Origin of the sequence: Ensifer sp. 22460, assembly GCF_052044935.1 — a bacterium.
Taxonomy (GTDB): domain Bacteria; phylum Pseudomonadota; class Alphaproteobacteria; order Rhizobiales; family Rhizobiaceae; genus Ensifer.
In genome coordinates, this window is record NZ_JBQENZ010000004.1 from 144756 (window position 1) to 162664 (window position 17909).

The following is a 17909-nucleotide window of genomic DNA, read 5'->3' on the forward strand; positions in this document are numbered from 1 at the left end:
ACTACAGGCAGCTCTCAACAGGCTCCACCACTTACGCAGTATGGAACCCAACGAAATTGGTGACTTTGTCGCTGGGGCGTTTTCTCCCCTGGCATTCATATGGTTGGTCACAACTGTGCGGCTCCAACAGAACAGCCTGCAGGTGGCAAACCGGCAGTACGAACAAACACAGGCGAACGAGTTTAAGCTTGCGCTGTTCGAGAAGCGTTTTGAGGTGAAGCAGAACGTTGAAAAAGCGCGCGGCCTGCTGCTCACAGGGCAGGAAAGCGAGGGGCGAAAGCTGATTTGGGACGCCCTCGATGCAGCCGAATACCTCTTCGGTTCCGCGCTACATGCGGAGATTAAGGAACTGTTGGTGAAGGCACGCAGGCTTCAGTTCCTCGATCTCCAGTATGACCGATTACACAAGAGGGAAAACAGGACTCCGGACGAAGAGAAGCTCCTGAGCGAGGGAATTGATGAGACCTATCACCTCGGCATGTGGTTGATCAATGAACTTACGGAGGAGAAGATCGCCGACATGTTCAGACCATACCTTCAGATGCCGCAGCCTCCAATTGCTTGAACCGAGAGGGAGAGCACTACGCGCATTTGATTTCTGGCCTTTGATAGTGAGAGGGCCACTTATCGCTATCAGAACCGGCCAAGAAGCGGATTCTCTACCAGCGGTTCGAGGTTTTCAAGCGACAGTTGCTGCTTGATCAGAGTTTCCTTGCGGAAAGTACGAGTGTATTTGATCATTGCTTTCACCGGCTTAAGCAGTAACCGCTCTTTGAACTGTTGATCCGTGACATATTTGGACGTCAAATCATCCGTCACGGCTCCTTTTATAGTTCCCTGATTGTCTGGAAGCTGAAGCTCAAATTCATGTGAGTCCGGTAGAATGCCGAGAAGAACACCGTCAATAAAGACCTCCTCTTCCGTCACCTCCACATCACTGAAACGTTCGGACAAACGGCTGATATCCTCAATCCCCAGCGCAACGCGATGTTCGTCACCCACGATTTTCGTGGTAGCACCCGCGTCACGCAGGACCTTTGTAAACTTCTGGAGCGCGCCGACGAGCCTTGGGGACGTGGCTTCGAGCGTCGCTGAGAACTGATCATTCGAAGCCACACTAAGGTTTGAAATGAGCTGCGTGGATTGTTCAACTGCAATTTTCAGGGGTGTGTTGAACATATCGGTTTGAGGGGCCGTTAACTCTTCGAGAATGAAGCCCATTGAGCCGCGTACGATGTCACGAATATACAGCTTTGACTTCTGTTCACCCTTGAGCTTGCCTTTCGCCGCCACTGCTTCCGCATTTTGGCTAGCCATCGCCGCAGAAACGATCCGCTGATATGAGGCAAGCGCTTCGGTAGAAAAGTCGAGTCTGATATCACCTTGCCCGATTACAGGAAGACCGTCGAAAATCAGAGCGACACTCGCGCGGCTTGCCGGTTTAGTTTTGATCTGCTCGATCCGCTCGTTGATTTCTGAAAGGCGCTGATCCCACATCATTTTTGTGGTGCCCCAACGATCTTTCGATGCCTTCTCGCGCTGGTGCTCGACAAATTTCCGATCGTTTTCGAGGGATTCGAGCGATAGTAGATCTGGCATCACAACCCCTCCAGTAGTTCGAGTGCAGCGGCATCGTCAGCCGCATTTACGTCCAAGGCGACAAAGCCCTTCCAGTGGAGCGTGTCTCGCTGATGGGAAAAGAGCCCGTACCAGTACATTATATCGTTCATCGCATCGAATATAGGCACCTGGTCATCAACGATGATCGCGAACGTATCCAAAGAAAACCGAGCTTTGTTTAACGCTCTGTTGATGATTTCGTTCATCCAATACGAGGAACCATGATTCTCCCAAAGCTCGAACTCGGCAAGGTATTTTTCGGGAACCTTCACCAGACTAAACACGTCGATATCACCCGGATCGCGATTTCCAACCAACTCAACGTTTTCCACGAAGCTGCCGTCGATAAACTGTACGCCCGTCTCGTAACCGTCTTGGGCAAGTAACCGCCGGTAAGCGATAAGGTTGCGTAATAGGCCCCGACGATGAGGAGTGGTGCCGAAGCGGTGGACCAATTCGCCCATGGTTGCGAAGTAGGGTGACCGCTCCGGTCCGGCTGGGTTCTGCATATCAACCGGTGGAATTAGCCCTCGGGCGTCGAAGTCAGGAATTGGCACGGCAGGCAGCCTCAGGTGTATATTAGCGCGATCGAGCAATCATACGGCGAAAACGGTTAACCAACAGTTTGGCTAGGAACCCATTGCCAGCGTGAGCCTTGACCCGATTTGCGCTCACCGTGCGCGGGTCGCGATGTCTCAAAAGGCTAAAAGTTCGGGCCATGCTCGCCGAGGCCGGGATCAACAGGAACCTCGCCAATGAAGGTGGCCCTATGCGGCCATTCCGCACGGCGGCATCTTCCTCCGGCCGAGGCCCGGAACCGCGCTGTCGGCGTCCCTGGGCGGCAAGGCAAGGCATCAGCGCCGCGTTACTAGTCTCCACATCCCGCAAAGATCATCGAGGGCCATCCGCAGCATGTCGGCTGCTGTAAGCCGGTCCCGCTTGCCGTCACCTACTACTTCATGAAGTGCGCGTCCTTCGCCACAGACCGCTGAGACTAGCCAGTAGAGGCGGGCGCCGAGAAGCTCCCGACATCGCGCCAGTTCCTTGCCCGCGCTGACCTGCCGCTCAGTGATCGGCTCCCGTGTCGTCCCACCGTCCACCGGTTCCCGGCCGTAATCGATAGCGCCGGCTCCCTTGCCGCCCATCGCCTCGAAGAGGCGCCGGAACCGATCAGCAGCGGCTACCTGAGCCGCGTCGAGGACGCCGCGCGTCGCAAGCGTGGTGACGGCCGATTCGCGGACGTTGATGACGGCGGAGATGGTCGAAGGGTTCGTCACGCCTTCGGGATGGGCGCGCGAATAGTACGGATTCGCGACGGTTACGGGGCGAAGTTTGATTTTCGACGGGGTGGACATGCCGCAAAGAATGCCATGGCGGGGGCGAATCGTCACCCTCCGCATTGCCATTTTTGGACCCAAAATGGACCCAATTTTTCTATTTTGCCTCTTTCGAGGTTTTCCCGGTCCTTAGAAAACCCTTTGTTTGCAAGGGTTTAAATGGTCGGAGCGGCGGGATTCGAACCCACGACCCCTTGACCCCCAGTCAAGTGCGCTACCGGGCTGCGCTACGCTCCGAACCGAGGAAACCCCTATATAACCAGCGCTTAGAGCGCAAGCGGGAATTTCGAACTCGGCGTGAAAAAGAAATCTCCGGCGTGGAAAAGCTGCGGGCACTCGGCGGGTCGATCAGAAGAAAAGTCCATTTTGTCGGAAGATCGCCCATGGATCGGCGATCCTCGATCGCAATGGAACCTTCACCAAACCTGAAATCACATCGTTGGAAACGCTGCCCTGACGTAACGTGAGCTTGCCATCACAACCGATTTGAGGGACAGTTTGGTACTGGCCCTTGAGGCCTGGAGCCTCCCTTTCAGGAGTAGACCATGCCTCTTAAATCTCTGATGGCCGTAACCGCACTTGTCGTCCTGACGCTGTCCGGATGCGCGACGTCCGGTTCGACCAACACAACCTACGCGCAGTGGAACGGCCCCTATCCGCAGCCTGATGTTTCCGCATCCAGCCCCGGTGGTTTCCGTATGTCCTACTAAACGCGGCAACTTTAGTGTGAGCGACAGAACACGGGCCCTGTGGGCATCCCTCAGTCGCTCACGTCAATGCATGCGGTTTGCCCCTTCCCTTGGGCCTGCAGCATTTGAATGCGAGCCGCCAATCTCACAAACTGACGATCGAACGAGTATTCCCGATTGCTCGGCCGGAACCGTCGGCTGACTGTTATGCGACCCACGACCGCGCAAGCGTCACGCCTGCGTCGTCGGTCAATTTTCCTATGGTCTTGAAGGCGGGGCGCCTCGTCGGACGAGCACGCGCTTGGTAGGCGACCGCGGTACTCTCAGCGCACCTGATCGAGCAGGCGTTTGCATTCCAGGAGATCGTAGAGCGCCTCCTGCAGCAGCGCCCGGTCTTCCTTGCCGACGGACGACGATTTGCCGAGCGAGATTTCCGGCACGTCGTCGCTGCCGCCGCCGAACGAGAAGAAGCGGCGGCTCGCCGGTGCCTTGGCGCGGCCGACGATCTGATCTTCTTCCGAAACGCCGGCCTTGGGCGGTGCCGGCTCCTCGTTGCTCGACGCCGCAAGCGCTTCGACGGTTGCGAGATCGCCGCTGGCAATGGCGGCAACGAACTTGTTGCCGTTGGTTTTCAACAGCTTCTGCACGCCCTTGATGGTGTAGCCGTGATCATAGAGCAGATGCCGGATACCCTTCAGGAGATCGACATCCTCCGGCCGATAATAGCGACGACCGCCGCCGCGCTTCATCGGCTTGATCTGCTGGAAACGGGTTTCCCAGAAGCGCAGAACATGCTGCGGCAGATCGAGGTCGTCGGCGACCTCGCTGATGGTGCGGAAAGCGTCCGGGCTCTTTTCCATGTGGTTCCCAATCCATGTCACGCGACTCACGCTCGCGGGCCGCAATGAACCGATATCATACCGATGATGGCACGAATCGGGTCCATTTCAACGGCTTATGGATGGGTTTTCAACCACATTTGTGGCTGACACCATGACTTCACGCCGCGGGAGATGCCGGCTTCTGCTTCGCCCTACGGCTGAGATGGGCCTTCAGCACGCGCTGCTTGAGCACGTTGGACGCCTTGAAGGTCATCACACGGCGCGGCGAGATCGGCACTTCCTCGCCGGTCTTCGGGTTTCGCCCGATGCGTTCGTTCTTGTCGCGGACCTGGAAGGTCGCGAAAGAAGACAGCTTCACGCTCTCGCCACGCACGATTGCGTTGCATATTTCGTCAATGACGGTTTCCACCAACTCGGCAGACTCTGTCCGTGACAGACCTACCTTGCGAAAAACCGACTCAGCCAAGTCTGCTCGTGTTACTGTTTTTCCGCTCATCTTCCCCCACCAACGTCTGGCACGCCGATCAGCGACCGAAGACTATTGCCCTTGCCTATTGTGGTCAAGCGCCTGCGTTGCCTCAGCATTTTTTACCAGCGTATCAGAACGGAGCCCCAAGTGAAGCCACCACCCATGGCTTCGAGCAGAACGAGATCGCCCTTTTTGATCCGGCCATCGGCCGCCGCGGTGTTCAGGGCCAGCGGAATGGACGCCGCGGAGGTGTTGCCATGGAGATCGACTGTCACCACAACCTTATCGAGCGGGATGCAGAGCTTCTTGGCCGAGCCATCGATGATGCGACGGTTGGCCTGGTGCGGCACAAGCCAATCGATGTCCTCGGCCGTCGTGCCGGTCGCCTCGAAGGCTGCCTCGATAACGTCGGTGATCATGCCGACCGCGTGCTTGAAGACTTCGCGGCCTTCCATCTTGAGATGGCCCACCGTTCCCGTGGTCGAAGGACCACCATCGACATAGAGCTTGTCGCGATGGGCGCCGTCCGAGCGAAGCTTCGCCGTCAGCACGCCACGGTCGGCATTCGTACCCTCGCCTTCCTGGGCTTCCAGGATGATGGCACCGGCGCCGTCGCCGAAGAGCACGCAGGTCGTCCGGTCGCTCCAGTCGAGGATGCGCGAGAACGTCTCCGAGCCGATCACCAGCACGCGCTTGGCAAGACCGCCGCGGATGTAGGCGTCGGCCGTCGTCACCGCATAGACGAAGCCGGAACAAACGGCCTGCATATCGAAGGCTGCGCCATGGCGCATGCCAAGGCGATCCTGGATATTGACGGCGGTTGCCGGAAACGTGTTGTCCGGAGTCGAGGTCGCCAGGATGATGAGGTCGATGTCATCTGGCGTAAGCCCGGCATTGGCGAGTGCGGCGCGCGCGGCGCCTTCGCCGAGCGACGCGGTCGTTTCGCCCTCGCCGGCGATGTGGCGCTGCCGGATGCCGGTGCGCTGCACAATCCACTCATCGGACGTATCGACCTTGGATTCCAGCTCCTGATTGGTAACAACGCGCTTCGGCAAAGCTGCGCCGAAGCCGCGGACGACGGAACGGATCATCTATTCAAACCTCATCATTCATGCCGGCGGAAAGGGCCTGCGGCGGTTCTGCACCATGGTACTTCGCCAGATCGAGCTCGATCTTCGACTTCAGGCCATTCTTCACCATGTCGTAGCCGACATCGATCGCGGCTGCGAAACCTTCGGCATCCGCACCACCATGGCTCTTGATCACGACGCCATTGAGGCCAAGGAATACACCACCGTTGACCTTCCTGGGATCCATCTTCTCGCGCAGGCGATCGAACGCACCCTTGGCCAGGATGTAGCCGATCTTGGCAAGCAGGGTGCGCGACATTGCAGCGCGCAGATATTCGGCAATCTGGCGCGCGGTGCCTTCGGCTGCCTTCAGCGCGATATTGCCGGAAAAGCCTTCGGTCACAACGACGTCGACCGTCCCACGGCCGATGTCGTCGCCTTCGACGAAACCGTAATAGTCAAAGCCATCGATATTGGCTTCACGGATCAGGCGGCCAGCTTCCTTGACCTCTTCCTGTCCCTTGATTTCCTCGACACCGACGTTGAGAAGCCCAACCATCGGTCGTTCGATCTCGAAGAGGGCCCGCGCCATGGCGCCGCCCATCAGCGCGAAGTCCATGAGTTGCTGCGCATCCGCACCGATCGTCGCGCCGACGTCGAGCACGATGCTCTCGCCCTTCAGCGTCGGCCAGATGGCAGCGATCGCCGGGCGCTGGATCCCCTGCATCGTGCGCAGACAGAAGACCGACATGGCCATGAGCGCGCCGGTATTGCCGGCCGAAACGACGACATCGGCCTCGCCGGCATTGATCGCGTCGATCGCCTTCCACATGCTCGATTTGCCGCGGCCGCGGCGAAGCGCCTGGCTCGGCTTCTCGTCCATCGCCACGGCGATTTCACAATCGTAAAAGGTGCTGCTGGCCTTGAGCTTCGGATATTTTCCCAAGAGTTCCGCGCATTGCGCTTCGATACCGAACAACACGAACTTGATGTCCGGATGACGCTCGAGCGCTCTTGCGGCACCCGGGATGACGACTTCGGGACCATAGTCGCCACCCATCACGTCAAGTGAAATTCTGACCACGCGTGTCTTATCCTTCATTTCTGCCACACAACACGTGCCGTCGTGGCGCACTCACCTGGGACGCAATGACGAAACATATTGCTTCTGACGCTTGAGCCAAGCACGCGGCAGATCGCTTCACGGCTCTTTTGGCCGGTTTGGGGCCAAAATACTGCTTTTCCTTTGCGTGACAACCGAATTATAGAAGAGGCTTTCGCGGCCTCAGTCCTTTTTCCAGTCCTTCAGGACAGCAAACGGGTTCGGCTTCTTGTCGTCCGCTGAGGTGCTCTCGATTCGCTCGCCGAAAGCCGCACCCGGCTTGCGCGGATAGGGGTCGATGGCAAGCGCCACCTGCTCGCTGACGACGACGCCGGCATCGATCGTGTCGCCCGTGAACGTGTCGGGGATGTCGGGACCATCCGGGTCGAGAATCATCTCGCCGCCGTCGTTGCTCGCCTGGCGGGCGAGCCGCGATCCTTCGGGAACCAGGATCGCTTCGACCGGTTCATGGATGTCGGCCTCGACGGGCTCGAGCGTCACCACGCAGCTTTGCACGATGCGGGCCGTGACATCGCCCTTGATCTTGACGCCATCCTTCTTCCAGCGCGCGATCTGCAACTCTGCGCTGAGCGACAGCACGTCCCTGACGCCCCAGAGCTTCGCCAATGCCGCCCTTTCCCGCTCGTTTGCTGAAAGCTGCACGCTGACAGCGTTCGCCGAGATATGCCCCACCTTCACCGGATAGGAGAAGGCCGGCTGGCTATCGTCTTTCATGATCGGATCCTTCCTCGCCAGGGCGATTGATGCCGCCCAGTCGCGAATGCAGCTGCCGCCCGGGTTCCGGCTCGCGGCGCTGATATCTCTTAATAACCGCTCTATTAAACGCCAGCGGATGGAATCTGCAACTGACCGGCCTCGACAACCTCTTCGGCAATGTCGGCGAGGTGCGCCTCGACAGTCAGCAGATAGGCTGCAAGCGCCTCCATCGAGGGTGCTGCATCGCCGCCTTCCGGATGAAAGTTACGCTTGAGTGCCGCTGCCAAGGCGGCCGTATCCTTCGCTTCCAGCGCTGCCGCGTAGGACTCGAGGCGACCGTAATACATGCCGGCCAGCTTCTTCATCTTCTTCGGAACGCCGGCATCGCCCACGCCGAGTTCGCGGATCGAGTGATCGACGTCCTCGAAGAAAGCGTCGATGATCTCCTGCGCGATTTCCTGGCCGGGCCTTGCCGAAGCACGGGTGCGGCGGAAGTAGAGGATCAGCACAGCCGACAGCATCTCGAACCGCCCCATGACCGTGTCCGGCACATCGAGGTCGGTGTAGAGATAAGGTTGGCGCGCGGCCGACGTCAGCAGTGCATACTGACGCTCGACAATCGCGGCATTGCCGCTTTTTCTTTTGAACAGTCCAAAAATCATCACAAAGCTCGGGCTTGGCTTTCTCGAAATGCGCGCAAGCGCCCATCCCGTTGTTGCATGACAGCCGAAGCTGGTTTACCGAAGCAGGCACGAATTGCAATGGCGGATCTGCCATCGTTTCTCCAAGGGGAGCTGTCGTTGACGAAGCGGTATTTGAGAAAAAATTTTAAAACCCTAGGCCGCGTGGCGGCCGTAGCTACCATCGCCGGTCTCACCCTTTCAGCCTGCCAGTCCGCCAATGTCGGTGAAGTCCTTCATCAGGGTTATGTGGTTGACCAGGAAACGCTAAACCTCGTTCCGGTCGGCTCCAGCCGCGAGCAGGTGCTCCTGTCGCTCGGCACCCCGTCGACGACCGCGACCTTCGACAACGAAGTGTTCTACTACATTTCGCAGACCCGCAAGCGTCCCGTCGCCTTCATGAAGCCTCAGCTGGTCGACCAGTCGATCCTCGCCGTTTACTTCGACAAGGAAGGTACTGTCAGCCAGCTCGCCCATTACACGCTGAAGGATGGCAAGGTCTTCGACATGCTGTCGCGCACGACGCCGACCGGCGGCAAGGAAACGAGCTTCCTCGGCCAGCTGTTGAGCGGACCAGGTGCCGGACAGGCTGCCGCAAAGAGCCTGTTCAAGGACTTCGGCAGCAAGTAGTTCACCCGTCACAAAGCAAAAGGCCCGCGGAAGTCTCTTCCGCGGGCCTTTTTCGTTTCAGCGATGCGATCAGGCGAGGACGGCCAGAAGCAGCAGCGCCACGATGTTGGTGATCTTGATCGCCGGGTTCACCGCCGGACCGGCCGTATCCTTGTAGGGATCGCCCACCGTGTCGCCGGTGACGGATGCCTTGTGCGCCTCCGAGCCCTTGAGATGACGCTCGCCATTCTTGTCGACGAAGCCATCCTCGAAGCTCTTCTTGGCATTGTCCCAGGCGCCGCCGCCCGACGTCATCGAGATCGCCACGAAGAGGCCGTTGACGATGACACCGAGAAGCGATGCGCCGAGTGCTGCGAAGGCCGAGGCCTTCGAGCCCGACAGAAGCAGCACGCCAAAGTAGACGACGATAGGTGCGAGCACCGGCAGCAGCGAGGGAACGACCATTTCACGGATCGCCGCCTTCGTCAGAAGGTCGACGGCGCGACCATAGTCCGGCCGCTCCGTGCCTTCCATGATGCCGGGTTTTTCGCGGAACTGTCGACGAACCTCCTCAACGATGGATCCGGCCGCACGGCCGACCGCCGTCATCGCGATACCGCCGAAGAGGTAGGGGATGAGACCGCCGAAGATCAGGCCTGCCACAACGTAGGGGTTGGAGAGATCGAAGGAGATCTGGCCCACATCGGCAAAGTACGGGTACTTGTCACCATTCGCCGCAAAGTAGCGGAGGTCGTTCGAATAGGCCGCGAAGAGCACCAGCGCGCCGAGACCGGCCGAACCGATCGCGTAACCCTTGGTGACGGCCTTGGTCGTGTTGCCGACAGCATCGAGCGCATCGGTGGATTTGCGCACTTCCGGCGGCAGATGCGACATTTCCGCGATGCCGCCGGCATTATCCGTCACCGGACCGAAGGCATCGAGTGCCACAATCATACCGGCAAGGCCGAGCATGGCGGTGACGGCGATGCCGGTCCCGAAGAGGCCGGCGAGTTGGTAGGTGAAGATGATGCCGCCAACGATGACGATCGCCGGCAGGGCCGTCGATTCCAGCGAGACGGCAAGCCCCTGGATCACGTTGGTGCCATGGCCGGTGACCGAAGCCTGGGCGATCGAGTTCACCGGCCGTTTGTTGGTGCCGGTATAATATTCCGTGATCACCACGATCAGGGCCGTCACGACCAGGCCGAGAATGCCACAGAAAAACAGATTCCAGCCGGTGATGTCCTTGCCGTCAACCGTACCAATGGTGCCCCATCCGATCGTAAAGGACGTGGCTGCGCCGAGACCGAGGATCGACAACACGCCGGTGACGATCAGACCCCTGTAGAGAGCGCCCATGATCGAATTGTTGGTACCGAGCTTGACGAAGAAGGTGCCGATGATCGAAGTGATGATGCAGGCTGCGCAGATGGCCAGCGGATAGACCATGACCGTCGCGAGCAGCGGCGTGCCGGCGAAGAAGATCGCCGCCAGCACCATGGTCGCGACGACCGAGACGGCGTAGGTCTCGAACAGGTCGGCCGCCATGCCGGCGCAATCGCCGACATTGTCGCCGACGTTATCGGCAATCGTTGCCGGATTGCGCGGATCGTCTTCCGGAATGCCGGCCTCCACCTTGCCGACGAGATCGCCGCCAACGTCGGCACCCTTGGTGAAGATGCCGCCGCCGAGACGGGCGAAGATGGAAATCAGAGAAGCGCCGAAACCGAGCGCGACCAGCGCGTCGATGACTTCGCGCGAGGCGGGCTCATGCCCGAGGCCGGCCGTGAGGACGACGTAGTAGACGGAGACGCCGAGAAGCGCCAGGCCCGCTACGAGAAGGCCGGTAATCGCGCCTGACTTGAAAGCGATGTCGAGGCCGGAGGCAAGGCTGACGGAAGCCGCCTGGGCAGTGCGGACGTTTGCCCGAACAGAAACATGCATGCCGATGAAGCCCGCAGCGCCCGAAAGGATCGCACCGACCAGAAAGCCGAAAGCGGCGGCGGAAGAAAGAAGAACCCAAGCGGCGATGAAAACGACAACACCGACGATGGCAATGGTCTTGTACTGACGCGTGAGATAGGCCTGCGCCCCTTCACGAATGTAGCCTGCGATTTCTTGCATGCGGGCGTTCCCCTGGTCGGCGGCCATCACCGACTGTGTTGCCCAGATGGCATAAACCACCGCGAGCAACCCGCATGCGATAACGCCCAATAAAATGGTCATTTCGCATTACCCTCCGTTACAACCCGCGGACTCACTCCCGGCCACGGGCCCCTCAAAACCGCGAATCACGCGCCACCTCCTCAAGCAGCACCCCCCACGGCGCGGCCAGAGTGCGGTTGCAACGGGAGATCGTCAAGCCCCGGAAAACGCCAGTGAGAAGGCGCTCCGGCGACTTTGAATGTCGGGAGAATGGAGTTAGGCGGCGGCCTTCCGCGGTGTGCGCTTCAGGAGCAGCAGAAGTACCAGGCAGACGATGGTGACTGGCCACACGACCGCGTTCAGCATGTCCCATCCATAGGCAGACAGCACTTTGCCCGAGGCAAAGGACGAAAGCGCCACGGTGGTGAAGAGGATGATGTCGTGGAAAGCCTGGACCTTGTCGGCTTCCTGCGGACGGTAGCTGCTGGCGACGATCGCCGTCGAGCCGATGAAGCCGAAATTCCAGCCGAGGCCGAGCAGCACCAGCGCACCCCAGAAGTTCCAGAGTTCGATACCCATATGCGCCACAGTCGCACAGGCCATCAGGAGAAGCAGGCCGCAGCCGACGATACGCTCGGCGCCGAAGCGGCTGATCAGCCAGCCGGTGAAGAAGCTCGGGGCGAACATCGCCAGCACATGCCACTGGATGCCGAGCGTCGCGAGCTCGGTCGAAAACCCGCAGCCCACCACCATCTCGACGGGAGCACCGGTCATCATGAAGGTCATCAGCGCATAGCTGGAGATGCCGCAGACCATGCCGGTGGCGAAGCGCTGGCTGCGTACGATCGCGCCGAGAGGACGCGCGGCCTCATGGTGGTGATCTTTGACCATCGCACCCGGTTCGGGCAGCCGCAGGGGTGCGAAAAAGAACGCAGCAAGCAGACAGATCGGCAGCAGCACGACGAAGGCGCCGGCAAAGGCGACGGGCGCGAACAGGTCGCCGGCAAAGATGACGATCTGGGGACCGAGCACGGCCGAAACGATACCGCCGCCAAGGATCAGCGAGATCGCCTTGGGTTTGTAGAACGACGGGGAAGCATCGGCGGCGGCGAAACGCAGCTTTTGGGTGAAACCGTTCGACGAGCCGAGCATCGCGAGAGCAAAGGCGAAGAGCCAGAAGCTTTCCCGGAAGAGCGCGACGGCGGCGAGCGCCGCGCCTGCGGCAGCGATACCGGTCCCGGTCATGAAGGCAAACCGGCGGCCGATCAGGCGCGAGAGCATCGCGACCAGCACGACGCCAAGCGCCATGCCGACGTTGAAGGCGGTGAGAGGTGCTGTTGCCAGCGACTTGTCTTCCGCCAGCAACTGGTAGCCGGCGACACCGCCGATGGAGAAGCAGATCGGTCCGACGACGCCGAGAATGGCCTGCGCGGCAGTCAGATGGAAAACGTTGCGGCGCGCTTCGCGAAGGGTGGCCCCCATGTCATCCGCAGCAACCGCAACCATAAACTCTACTTCCTGGACTCGCTACGAACCTGCTTGGCAATACGATCGAGAACGGCATTGACCAGCTTCGGCTCGTCATCCTCGAAGAAGGCCTTGGCGATCTCGACATACTCGGTGACGATCACCGGAACCGGCACGTCCTTGCGTTCCAGCATTTCGAAGGTGCCGGCACGCAGGATGGCGCGCACGGTAGAATCGAGCCGCGACAGTGCCCAGTCGTCCTGAAGCGCCGAACCGATCAACGGATCGAGCTTGCGCTGGTCGCGCACGACGCCGGCGACGATCGAGCGGAACCAGGAGGCGTCAGCCTTCAGATAGGTGTCGCCGTCGACGTCCTGGCCGAGGCGATGGGCTTCGTACTCGGCAACCACTTCGAGCACGCCGGTGCCGCCAATGTCCATCTGATAGAGCGCCTGCACCGCGGCAAGGCGCGCTGCGCCGCGCTGGTTGACCTGCTTCAGTGGCTGATCCGAGGGTGTCTTCGTCACTTTTCCGTGCCCAGTTTCTTCTTCAATTCAATCATGGTGAGCGCCGCACGCGCAGCAAAGCCACCCTTGTCACCTTCCGAACGGCGGGCGCGTGCCCAGGCCTGATCGTCATTCTCGACCGTCAGGATGCCGTTGCCGATGGCGAGGCTTTCGCTCACGGCGAGATCCATGATGGCCCGCGAAGATTCGTTCGCGACGATATCGAAATGATAGGTCTCGCCGCGAATGACCATGCCGAGCGCGACGAAGCCGTCATATTCCGTACCGCCTTCGTCGGCACCGTCGAGTGCCATGGCGATCGCCGGCGGGATTTCGAGCGCGCCCGGAACCGTCACGATATCATAGGTGGCCCCGGCTGCGTCCAGCGCATGTTTGGCGCCGTCGAGCAATGCATCGGCCATATCGTCATAGAAACGCGCTTCCACAATCAGAATGTGGGCTGCCGTGGTCTCTGCCATGGATCACCTGTCTTTGAGAGTTCGTCGCCGGTTGCGACCGGCAGGCGGCGGTCAAACCATGCCCGGCGCCGAATGGCAAGCAAATTCCGCCGCAAATGGCCTTTTGCCGCGCCGGACGGCGCCAGAAGACCAAGCCCGAAGGGCTATCCTTGCCGTTCGGGCTTCGAACACAATCGCATGGTTGCTTGCGGTTTGCCACGCGGAACAGCAAGTTCAGGTACCAGACAGGAATTGAACGAGGCATCCGCATGCTTGCGACCCCGTCAACGATCCGCCTCCCCCGCGCCCCTCAAGCGGTCCTCTTCGATATGAACGGGCTGCTTTTCGACACCGAGGCGCTTGCCCGCGACGCCATGATGCGGACCGCACCGGATTTCGGCTACGAGATGCCCGCCTCGCTCTACTCGACACGATCGGCCTCCCGGGCGACGCGACGCGGTCCGTGCTGAGGCACAGCGCGCTCCGCCGCCGCGGCTACCGTCATAGGATTGCAAAATCGAGGCATAAGCAACGTAACGTTTATCAATTTCGACGCTTGTCGGTTGACGTTCCCTCGATCGCGCGACACGGATAGGAACGGACCGTGGATGCTTATTGCGAAATGCACGGCGTCAGGGAGATAGACATGACGGAAACGCGAAAACCGATCGTCAATCCGAAGACCCTCAATCTCGACCATTGGACGAAAGGCGAAGGGTTCGAATCGAGCGACGCTTCCTTCGGCGCGTTGCTGGGCCTTAAGGATCTCGGTATTGGCTACGGTGAAGTGCCGCCGGGCAAGTCCGGCTGCCCGTTCCACAATCACCACGTCGAGGAGGAGCTTTTCATCATCCTCGAAGGCGAAGGCACGTATCGCTTCGGCAACGAGCGCTATGCGGTTGGACCGGGCGACATTCTTGGCGCGCCTGCAGGCGGGCCGGAAACGGCGCATCACCTGATGAACACTGGCAGCGTGGCGCTCAAATACTTGTCCATTTCGACCATGGCGGCCACCGAGATCTGCGAGTACCCGGACTCGGGCAAGTTCCTCGCCAAGACGCGCAGTGCTGATGGCCAGAGGCGATTCCGCTTCATTGGCAGACTGGAAGACACTGTCGACTATTGGGACGGTGAGCCCGGCGCCTGAGTTTACCCACAACATAGGATCGAACATGCATAGCGTGCCTATCATCGAGACAGACCGCCTCATCCTGCGCCCCTATCGCCGTGACGACTTCCCCTCCTACGCAGGGCTGTTCGGCGATGCCGAGGTGATCCGCTATGTCGGCGGGGTGCCGTTTACGCGCGAACAATCCTGGACCCGTTTCCTGCGCCAGGTCGGCATGTGGCACTATTTCGGCTTTGGCTTCTTTGCCATTCAGGATCGGGAAACAGGTGCCTTTCTCGGCGAGGCCGGGTTTCACGATGTACACCGCGCCATCACGCCCTCGCTTGAAGGCACGATGGAGACCGGATGGGCGCTTTCACCAAAGGCCCATGGCCAGGGGCTTGCGACAGAAGCGGTCAGTGCGGCGCTGAAATGGGCCGATCACCAGTTTCCCACGCTCCGCAAAACCTGCATCATCGATGTCGGCAACCGTGCCTCAATCCGGGTTGCGGAGAAGCATGGCTTCAAGGAATTCTGGCGGACGACCTACCATGGCAACCACGTGATCATGTTCGAGCGCCACCAGAAGGCAACGACGACGCACAAGTTGCGTGCGCACGCCGAAACATGAACAATTTTTAATTGTTTTCCAGACCTTTACGCCACGGAAACGGCCAGATTCCGGGCCAGCTTTCTAGGCGTTGGCACGACGCGCCCCCGCCCCAAGCCGAGGAAACGCCGCCCCAATCAGTCGAAGCCGTCCAGCACGTCTCAATGCGGGTGACGCCACCCGCAATCGACGTTTGCTGGCCGCTGCGGCACGAGATGGTGACCGGTCTCCGAGGCCCATAAGGGTCACCCGTTCGGGTAGGAGCCCGGCAGTCGCGATGTCGCAAGCAAACAAAGGAGCATGACCATGAACCGCATAGCCAAGCTTTCCGTCATCGCTGCCCTCTCCGCCCTGTCCTTCGGCGGCGTTTCCTACGCGGCAGGCGCCGCGATGAACTGGCCGGCCGAGATCGACCACACGGTTCGCGAATTCAAGGGCGACCAGTTCACCGTCGTTGACGTCAACACGCTCAAGGAATCGAGCCAGACGCGCCTGTGGATCGACGAAGCCACGCCGCAACAACTCTCGTCCCTCCACGCAGCGGTCAACGCCAACAAGCCGCTTGCAGCCAAGCTGAAGGGCCAGAACGTCGAGATGAACAACATCGCGGGCGCTGAACAGGCGGCCGATGGCAGCCTGACCTTCTATCTACGCTGAGCCGCCAATCGCCCTCTCAAAACGCCACCGCCCCCAATCGGGGGCGGTTTGCTTTTTTTGAGATATATTCGGCAAAGAATCTCAGACTTCGCTCATGCCGGCTTCGGCGCCGGGAACTCGGCCAGGCGCGCCGCGTAACGGGCCATGGTGTCGACTTCAAAGTTGACGAAATCACCAGCCTTGCGGTCGCCCCAGGTGGTGACCTCCAGCGAATGGCGGATGAGCAGCACGTCGAATTCGGCGCCATCGACCTTGTTGACCGTCAACGACGTACCGTCGAGCGCGACGGAGCCCTTCGGTGCGACAAACCGCGCCAGATGTTCCGGTGCCCGAAGGCGAAAGCGCACCGCGTCGCCCTCCGACTCCACCGAGAGGATTTCCGCCTTGTCATCGATATGACCGGAGACCAAGTGGCCGCCGAGCTCGTCGCCAATCTTCAGCGACCGCTCGAGGTTGATCCGCGTGCCCTTTGTCCAGCCCGCAATCGTCGTCAGCCGCAGCGCTTCTTCCCAGGCCTCGACCTCGAACCAGCGCTCGTTGCTGCCGGCTTCAGGCAAGGCGGTCACCGTCAGACACACACCGGAATGGGCGATGGAGGCGCCCATGTCGATGGTCTTCGGATCATAGCTCGTGGCAACACGCAGCTTGATGCCTTCCTTGAGCGGGGTGACGGCATCGACGGTGCCGATGTCGGTAACAATGCCTGTGAACATCAGTTTTCTCTTTCGTATTCCTCGAACAGATCCTCTCCGTAGCGCGCTTCGGCGACACGCGTGAAGCCGGTCGGCACGGACTTACGGTCAAATGGGGATGCAATGCCGTTTTCGCCAATCGTCCCCGGCCCGGTGTAAAGCTGGATACGGTCGACGAGGTCCGCATCGAGAAAGGCGCGCGCCGCGACCGCTCCACCTTCGACCATCAGCGAGGAGATACCGCGCGAGGCGAGGGCCGTCAGAAGGTCCGCAATCGAACCGGCTTCGAGCACCTCAACGCCGGCGGCCTCCAGGCCCGCCTTGCGTGCGGCCCGGCCGTCATCGACATCCGCGTCCGGACCGCCGGATCCGTCACTGGAGACCACGATCACCGGAACATCCCGCGCCGTTCGCACCAGTTTCGAGGAAAGCGGCAGGTCGAGCCGGCGGTCGAGGACGATGCGCAGCGGCGAGCGATTTTCGAGCCCGGGTAGCCGCACGGTCAATTCCGGGTCGTCGGCCGTCGCCGTGCCGATCCCGACGAGGATCGCGTCCGTCTCGGCTCTCAGCATTTGCACCTGCCCCCGGGAGATGGGACCGGTGATGCGGACCTGCCCTGCCCCCTTACGGCCGATCATGCCGTCGGCGGAAACAGCAAGCTTGAGAATCACATAGGGCCGCCGGCTTACCTGGCGCATGAGATAGGCTTCGAGTGCGTGCTGCCCCTCTTCAGCGAGAACGCCGATATCGACGATGATGCCGGCATCGCGCAGGCGCACGACGCCGCGCCCGGCGACACGCTCATCCGGATCGAGGATCGAGATCACCACGCGGGCAACGCCGGATGCGACAAGGGCGTCGGCGCAAGGCGGCGTCTTGCCGTGATGCGAGCAGGGCTCCAGCGTCACATAGGCGGTCGCGCCCCTCGCCGTCTCTCCGGCCTCTGCCAGCGCCTGGGTTTCCGCATGCGGACGACCGCTTCGCGCCGTCACGGCGCGGCCGACGATGACGCCTTCCTTGACTATCAGGCAGGCGACGGAGGGATTGGTGGAAGTCTGTCCGAGATGATGGCGGGCCAGCCTCAGCGCCGCGGCCATGAACCTCTCGTCTTCACGGGTGGGTCCTGCCATG

22 protein-coding genes and 1 tRNA gene are annotated in these 17909 nt (G+C 60.5%); 7 read left to right on the top strand and 16 right to left on the bottom strand.

Going from position 1 to position 17909, the window contains the following annotated elements; translation table 11 throughout:
- Nucleotides 1–40: 40 nt before the first annotated feature.
- Nucleotides 41–565, top strand: coding sequence for a hypothetical protein (locus ACTJKM_RS06585; RefSeq protein ID WP_440660065.1), 525 nt, complete (start codon nucleotides 41–43; stop codon nucleotides 563–565).
- A 68-nt stretch (nucleotides 566–633) separates the two neighbouring features.
- On the opposite strand, the gene ACTJKM_RS06590 is transcribed toward ACTJKM_RS06585, so the two are convergent.
- The 4 genes from ACTJKM_RS06590 to ACTJKM_RS06605 all read right to left on the bottom strand — a co-directional run bounded on the left by ACTJKM_RS06590 (nucleotide 634) and on the right by ACTJKM_RS06605 (nucleotide 3194).
- On the bottom strand, nucleotides 634–1599 hold the full coding sequence (locus tag ACTJKM_RS06590; protein WP_440660067.1) for a hypothetical protein: 966 nt from the start codon (nucleotides 1597–1599) through the stop codon (nucleotides 634–636).
- Nucleotides 1599–2177, bottom strand: coding sequence for a DUF6932 family protein (locus ACTJKM_RS06595; RefSeq protein WP_440660068.1), 579 nt, complete (start codon nucleotides 2175–2177; stop codon nucleotides 1599–1601). Before ACTJKM_RS06595 ends, ACTJKM_RS06590 begins: the two co-directional genes overlap by 1 nt.
- A gap of 297 nt (nucleotides 2178–2474) precedes the next feature.
- Nucleotides 2475–3011 carry a DUF6456 domain-containing protein gene (locus ACTJKM_RS06600; RefSeq protein ID WP_440660069.1) on the bottom strand — a complete coding sequence of 179 codons (537 nt, stop codon included), beginning with the start codon at nucleotides 3009–3011 and terminating at the stop codon, nucleotides 2475–2477.
- A 106-nt stretch (nucleotides 3012–3117) separates the two neighbouring features.
- Nucleotides 3118–3194: transfer RNA gene (locus ACTJKM_RS06605), tRNA-Pro, on the bottom strand.
- A gap of 308 nt (nucleotides 3195–3502) precedes the next feature.
- Here ACTJKM_RS06605 and ACTJKM_RS06610 point away from each other — a divergent pair.
- Complete coding sequence (locus tag ACTJKM_RS06610; RefSeq protein ID WP_093232207.1) at nucleotides 3503–3667, top strand: hypothetical protein; 165 nt, start codon at nucleotides 3503–3505, stop codon at nucleotides 3665–3667.
- Between the two features lie 302 nt (nucleotides 3668–3969).
- On the opposite strand, the gene ACTJKM_RS06615 is transcribed toward ACTJKM_RS06610, so the two are convergent.
- From ACTJKM_RS06615 to ACTJKM_RS06640, 6 genes are all read right to left on the bottom strand, one after another.
- On the bottom strand, nucleotides 3970–4506 hold the full coding sequence (locus tag ACTJKM_RS06615; RefSeq protein ID WP_057252555.1) for a MerR family transcriptional regulator: 537 nt from the start codon (nucleotides 4504–4506) through the stop codon (nucleotides 3970–3972).
- Between the two features lie 139 nt (nucleotides 4507–4645).
- On the bottom strand, nucleotides 4646–4984 hold the full coding sequence (locus ACTJKM_RS06620) for an integration host factor subunit alpha (protein WP_057252557.1): 339 nt from the start codon (nucleotides 4982–4984) through the stop codon (nucleotides 4646–4648).
- A gap of 92 nt (nucleotides 4985–5076) precedes the next feature.
- Nucleotides 5077–6048, bottom strand: coding sequence for a beta-ketoacyl-ACP synthase III (locus ACTJKM_RS06625; protein ID WP_057252559.1), 972 nt, complete (start codon nucleotides 6046–6048; stop codon nucleotides 5077–5079).
- Nucleotides 6049–6052: 4 nt separating this feature from the next.
- Nucleotides 6053–7111, bottom strand: a complete 1059-nt coding sequence (gene plsX, locus ACTJKM_RS06630) for a phosphate acyltransferase PlsX (RefSeq protein WP_058320505.1) — start codon at nucleotides 7109–7111, stop codon at nucleotides 6053–6055.
- 201 nt (nucleotides 7112–7312) lie between these two features.
- A complete protein-coding gene (locus ACTJKM_RS06635) occupies nucleotides 7313–7864 on the bottom strand; it encodes a YceD family protein (protein ID WP_057252561.1) in 552 nt (183 codons plus the stop codon).
- 104 nt (nucleotides 7865–7968) lie between these two features.
- A complete protein-coding gene (locus ACTJKM_RS06640; RefSeq protein WP_058329381.1) occupies nucleotides 7969–8508 on the bottom strand; it encodes a ubiquinol-cytochrome C chaperone family protein in 540 nt (179 codons plus the stop codon).
- Nucleotides 8509–8646: 138 nt separating this feature from the next.
- Here ACTJKM_RS06640 and ACTJKM_RS06645 point away from each other — a divergent pair, with 138 nt between their 5' ends.
- Nucleotides 8647–9156, top strand: coding sequence for an outer membrane protein assembly factor BamE (locus ACTJKM_RS06645; RefSeq protein WP_057252891.1), 510 nt, complete (start codon nucleotides 8647–8649; stop codon nucleotides 9154–9156).
- A gap of 69 nt (nucleotides 9157–9225) precedes the next feature.
- Here ACTJKM_RS06645 and ACTJKM_RS06650 read toward each other — a convergent pair whose 3' ends face one another.
- From ACTJKM_RS06650 to ribH, 4 genes are all read right to left on the bottom strand, one after another.
- Entirely contained in the window at nucleotides 9226–11361 is a 2136-nt protein-coding gene (locus tag ACTJKM_RS06650) for a sodium-translocating pyrophosphatase (RefSeq protein WP_058329382.1), read from the bottom strand.
- 195 nt (nucleotides 11362–11556) lie between these two features.
- Nucleotides 11557–12786: an MFS transporter gene (locus ACTJKM_RS06655; protein WP_058329383.1), complete on the bottom strand. Its 1230-nt coding sequence runs from the start codon at nucleotides 12784–12786 to the stop codon at nucleotides 11557–11559.
- A gap of 5 nt (nucleotides 12787–12791) precedes the next feature.
- Complete coding sequence (nusB, locus tag ACTJKM_RS06660) at nucleotides 12792–13274, bottom strand: transcription antitermination factor NusB (RefSeq protein WP_058329384.1); 483 nt, start codon at nucleotides 13272–13274, stop codon at nucleotides 12792–12794.
- Nucleotides 13271–13732: a 6,7-dimethyl-8-ribityllumazine synthase gene (gene ribH, locus ACTJKM_RS06665; RefSeq protein ID WP_034803742.1), complete on the bottom strand. Its 462-nt coding sequence runs from the start codon at nucleotides 13730–13732 to the stop codon at nucleotides 13271–13273. Before ribH ends, nusB begins: the two co-directional genes overlap by 4 nt.
- 248 nt (nucleotides 13733–13980) lie before the next feature.
- On the opposite strand from ribH, the gene ACTJKM_RS06670 reads away from it, so the two are divergent.
- From ACTJKM_RS06670 to ACTJKM_RS06685, 4 genes are all read left to right on the top strand, one after another.
- Nucleotides 13981–14181, top strand: a complete 201-nt coding sequence (locus ACTJKM_RS06670; RefSeq protein WP_058329385.1) for a hypothetical protein — start codon at nucleotides 13981–13983, stop codon at nucleotides 14179–14181.
- A 176-nt stretch (nucleotides 14182–14357) separates the two neighbouring features.
- The gene (locus ACTJKM_RS06675) at nucleotides 14358–14858 is read left to right on the top strand and encodes a cupin domain-containing protein (RefSeq protein WP_058329386.1); all 501 of its coding nucleotides are present in this window, start codon (nucleotides 14358–14360) and stop codon (nucleotides 14856–14858) included.
- Between the two features lie 25 nt (nucleotides 14859–14883).
- Entirely contained in the window at nucleotides 14884–15450 is a 567-nt protein-coding gene (locus ACTJKM_RS06680; protein WP_058329467.1) for a GNAT family N-acetyltransferase, read from the top strand.
- A 285-nt stretch (nucleotides 15451–15735) separates the two neighbouring features.
- Nucleotides 15736–16086, top strand: coding sequence for a hypothetical protein (locus tag ACTJKM_RS06685; protein WP_058320185.1), 351 nt, complete (start codon nucleotides 15736–15738; stop codon nucleotides 16084–16086).
- A 92-nt stretch (nucleotides 16087–16178) separates the two neighbouring features.
- On the opposite strand, the gene ACTJKM_RS06690 is transcribed toward ACTJKM_RS06685, so the two are convergent.
- Both ACTJKM_RS06690 and ribD read right to left on the bottom strand, forming a co-directional pair.
- Nucleotides 16179–16799, bottom strand: coding sequence for a riboflavin synthase (locus ACTJKM_RS06690; protein ID WP_058320186.1), 621 nt, complete (start codon nucleotides 16797–16799; stop codon nucleotides 16179–16181).
- Entirely contained in the window at nucleotides 16799–17908 is a 1110-nt protein-coding gene (ribD, locus tag ACTJKM_RS06695) for a bifunctional diaminohydroxyphosphoribosylaminopyrimidine deaminase/5-amino-6-(5-phosphoribosylamino)uracil reductase RibD (RefSeq protein ID WP_058329387.1), read from the bottom strand. The genes ACTJKM_RS06690 and ribD overlap by 1 nt, the downstream gene beginning before the upstream one ends.
- Nucleotide 17909 lies beyond the last annotated feature (1 nt).

Coding starts and splice junctions, on each gene's coding strand:
- ACTJKM_RS06650 (WP_058329382.1), bottom strand. CDS start 11,361: ATGACCATTTTATTGGGCGTTATCGCATGCGGGTTGCTCGCGGTGGTT.
- ACTJKM_RS06590 (WP_440660067.1), bottom strand. CDS start 1,599: ATGCCAGATCTACTATCGCTCGAATCCCTCGAAAACGATCGGAAATTT.
- ACTJKM_RS06675 (WP_058329386.1), top strand. CDS start 14,358: ATGACGGAAACGCGAAAACCGATCGTCAATCCGAAGACCCTCAATCTC.
- ACTJKM_RS06620 (WP_057252557.1), bottom strand. CDS start 4,984: ATGAGCGGAAAAACAGTAACACGAGCAGACTTGGCTGAGTCGGTTTTT.
- ACTJKM_RS06640 (WP_058329381.1), bottom strand. CDS start 8,508: ATGATTTTTGGACTGTTCAAAAGAAAAAGCGGCAATGCCGCGATTGTC.
- ACTJKM_RS06680 (WP_058329467.1), top strand. CDS start 14,884: ATGCATAGCGTGCCTATCATCGAGACAGACCGCCTCATCCTGCGCCCC.
- ACTJKM_RS06635 (WP_057252561.1), bottom strand. CDS start 7,864: ATGAAAGACGATAGCCAGCCGGCCTTCTCCTATCCGGTGAAGGTGGGG.
- ACTJKM_RS06585 (WP_440660065.1), top strand. CDS start 41: ATGGAACCCAACGAAATTGGTGACTTTGTCGCTGGGGCGTTTTCTCCC.
- ACTJKM_RS06655 (WP_058329383.1), bottom strand. CDS start 12,786: ATGGTTGCGGTTGCTGCGGATGACATGGGGGCCACCCTTCGCGAAGCG.
- ACTJKM_RS06625 (WP_057252559.1), bottom strand. CDS start 6,048: ATGATCCGTTCCGTCGTCCGCGGCTTCGGCGCAGCTTTGCCGAAGCGC.
- ribH (WP_034803742.1), bottom strand. CDS start 13,732: ATGGCAGAGACCACGGCAGCCCACATTCTGATTGTGGAAGCGCGTTTC.
- ACTJKM_RS06685 (WP_058320185.1), top strand. CDS start 15,736: ATGAACCGCATAGCCAAGCTTTCCGTCATCGCTGCCCTCTCCGCCCTG.
- ribD (WP_058329387.1), bottom strand. CDS start 17,908: ATGGCAGGACCCACCCGTGAAGACGAGAGGTTCATGGCCGCGGCGCTG.
- ACTJKM_RS06615 (WP_057252555.1), bottom strand. CDS start 4,506: ATGGAAAAGAGCCCGGACGCTTTCCGCACCATCAGCGAGGTCGCCGAC.
- ACTJKM_RS06610 (WP_093232207.1), top strand. CDS start 3,503: ATGCCTCTTAAATCTCTGATGGCCGTAACCGCACTTGTCGTCCTGACG.
- ACTJKM_RS06670 (WP_058329385.1), top strand. CDS start 13,981: ATGCTTGCGACCCCGTCAACGATCCGCCTCCCCCGCGCCCCTCAAGCG.
- ACTJKM_RS06690 (WP_058320186.1), bottom strand. CDS start 16,799: ATGTTCACAGGCATTGTTACCGACATCGGCACCGTCGATGCCGTCACC.